This is a genomic window from Streptomyces recifensis (assembly GCF_002154615.1).
GTDB lineage: Bacteria > Actinomycetota > Actinomycetes > Streptomycetales > Streptomycetaceae > Streptomyces > Streptomyces griseoluteus.
Map to the genome: position 1 here is coordinate 1 of NZ_MUNH01000589.1, position 2,295 is coordinate 2,295.

Below are 2,295 nucleotides of genomic sequence, written 5' to 3' on the forward strand. Positions count from 1 at the left end.
CGGACAGAGCGAGCCGGAGCCCGCCGCCGAGCCCGCCGCCGTCACCCCGGTCGAGGGCGCGGTGCTGGCGCTGCTGGCGCAGGGCGCCACCACCGGCCGGGCCGCCCGTGAGCTGGGGCTGAGCCGGGACGGTGTCGCGTATCACCTGCGCCGCCTGTCCGCCCGCTGGCACGCGGCCAACCGCACCGAACTGGTCGCCCGCGCCTACGCCCTGGGAGTGCTCGCGCCCGGTGTGTGGCCGCCTCGGGTACGGGGTGCCGAGGCCGAGTAGGAACGGGGCGCGGAAAACCGCTTGGCCCGGCACGGCGGCGGTCTATACCCTCGTAAACCTAGACCCCCTAGGCTCATGGCTACAACAGAAGGACTTCCCCGATGCGACCCCTCACCGAGCAGGACATCCGCGCCTCGTTCGTCAACTGCTCCAAGGGCGACGCCAAGCGGCTGGCCGTCCCCCGCGACCTGACCGAACGCCCCTGGGACGACCTGGACTTCCTGGGCTGGCGCGATCCGGGCGCGCCCGACCGCAGCTATCTGGTCCTCGAACGCGGCACCGCCCTGGTCGGCATCGCACTGCGCTATCCGACGGTCCGGCGCGGCTTCCAGCACCGCAGCATGTGCTCGGTGTGCCTGACGACCCATCGCGGCGGCGGGGTCTCGCTGATGACCGCCCGCAAGGCCGGGGCGGCGGGCCGCGAGGGCAACTCCGTCGGCGTGTACATGTGCGCCGACCTGGCGTGTTCCCTGTATGTCCGGGGGAAGAAGGTGCCGGAGTCGGGGAGCAGGTTCGAGGAGAGCCTCACGACGGAGGAGCAGATCGCCCGCGCGGGCGGCAACCTCAACGCCTTCGTCGATCGCCTGTACGTCTGAGGGCTGCCCCTTTCGCGTGCACGGTGCTCGAACGGCCCCGTTCGGCACGGTTACGGAAAGGGAAGACGCCAAAGGATGCCAGACGTACGGAAGTGGATGGACGCGCAAGCGCGACGCAAGTGGGCCGACGCGCTGCGGCGCCTGGTCGCGCGCCGCCGGGAGCCGGTGGTCGTCCAGACACTGCGATCGTCCGCCGCGGCCACGGTCGCCTATGTGATCGCGCTGCGGCTCAGCCCGGAACCGGCGCCGCTGACCGCGCCCCTGACGGCCCTGCTGGTCGTCCAGGTCACCTTCTTCGCCACCCTCACCAACGGCATCCGCCGGGTGAACGCCGTGGTGACGGGCGTCCTGGTCGCCATCCTCTTCAGCCTCCTGATCGGCCTGACCTGGTGGAGCCTGGCCCTGCTACTGGTGGCCTCGCTGGGCGTGGGCCACCTGGTGCGGGTCGACGAGTACGTGCAAGAGGTGGCGATCAGCGCGATGCTCGTGCTCGGCGTCACCACGGTCGGCTACACCGCGTGGGCGCGGATCGTGGAGACCCTGATCGGCGCCGTCATCGGCATGGCCTGCAATCTGCTGCTGCCGCCACCGGTGTGGGTGGACGCGGCCGGGCGGTCCATCGAGGGGCTGGCCCGCCGGCTGCGTCAGCTCATGCTCCGGATGGGTGAGGAAGCGGCGGGCTCCATCCCCTGGCAGCGGGCGGCCGAACGGCTGCACGAGGCACGCCGGCTGGACCACGACATCATCCAGGTGGACGCGGCCCTGCGGCAGGCCGAGGAGAGCCTTCGGCTCAACCCGCGTGTCAAGGAGGGCCTGCTGCACCGGGTGGTGCTGCGCACCGGCCTGGACACCCTGGAGATCTGCACGGTCGTCCTGCGGGTGCTGGCCCGTTCCTTCACCGACCTGGCGAAGGAACGCGGCCCCCAGGAGCTGTTCCCGCCGCCGATCGGGCAGACCGTGGAACAGGTGCTGTCCGAGATCGCGGACGCCGTGGTGAGCTTCGCGGTCCTGGTGACCACCGACCTGAGCGCCAACGCCGAGTCGGCCGAGTCCCGGCTCACCGCCGAGCTGCACACGGCCGCCGCCACCCGCGACCGGCTCGCGGAGCAGCTCCTCGCGCACGTCGGGGAGGACCGCGAGGACTGGCAGTTGTTCGGTGCGATCCTCAGCGAGGTCAACCGGATCATCGACGAGCTGGACACCGAGCACCGCAGCCGCCGTCTGCTGGAGGAGCTGGACCGCGTCTCCCGCCAGCAGCGCGCGAAGATGCCCCGCGTGAACCGCCTGCGCCAGCGCCTGGGCGTACAGGAGGACCTCTGGCGGAACCGGGCGGGGGTCGGCGGACGTCCTCGGTGACGCCGCGCACAGCAGGGCGGCCCTGCTGTGGTCCGAGCACGACGACGAGGCCGACGACCTCTCCCCCACCGG

3 protein-coding genes are annotated in these 2,295 nt (G+C 71.9%); all 3 read left to right on the top strand.

Features of this window, described 5'->3' with window-relative positions; translation table 11 throughout:
* A partial coding sequence (locus tag CCN33_RS26585) for a LuxR C-terminal-related transcriptional regulator (RefSeq protein WP_244173947.1) occupies window positions 1–271 on the top strand: 271 nt, incomplete at its 5' end.
* Window positions 272–372: 101 nt separating this feature from the next.
* Entirely contained in the window at window positions 373–867 is a 495-nt protein-coding gene (locus CCN33_RS26590; RefSeq protein WP_086695996.1) for an FBP domain-containing protein, read from the top strand.
* 96 nt (window positions 868–963) lie between these two features.
* On the top strand, window positions 964–2,223 hold the full coding sequence (locus tag CCN33_RS26595; RefSeq protein WP_244173948.1) for an FUSC family protein: 1,260 nt from the start codon (window positions 964–966) through the stop codon (window positions 2,221–2,223).
* Window positions 2,224–2,295 lie beyond the last annotated feature (72 nt).

Excerpts from the sequence above, each read along its gene's own strand:
- CCN33_RS26590 (WP_086695996.1), top strand. The coding sequence starts at position 373 with ATGCGACCCCTCACCGAGCAGGACATCCGCGCCTCGTTCGTCAACTGC.
- CCN33_RS26595 (WP_244173948.1), top strand. The coding sequence starts at position 964 with ATGGACGCGCAAGCGCGACGCAAGTGGGCCGACGCGCTGCGGCGCCTG.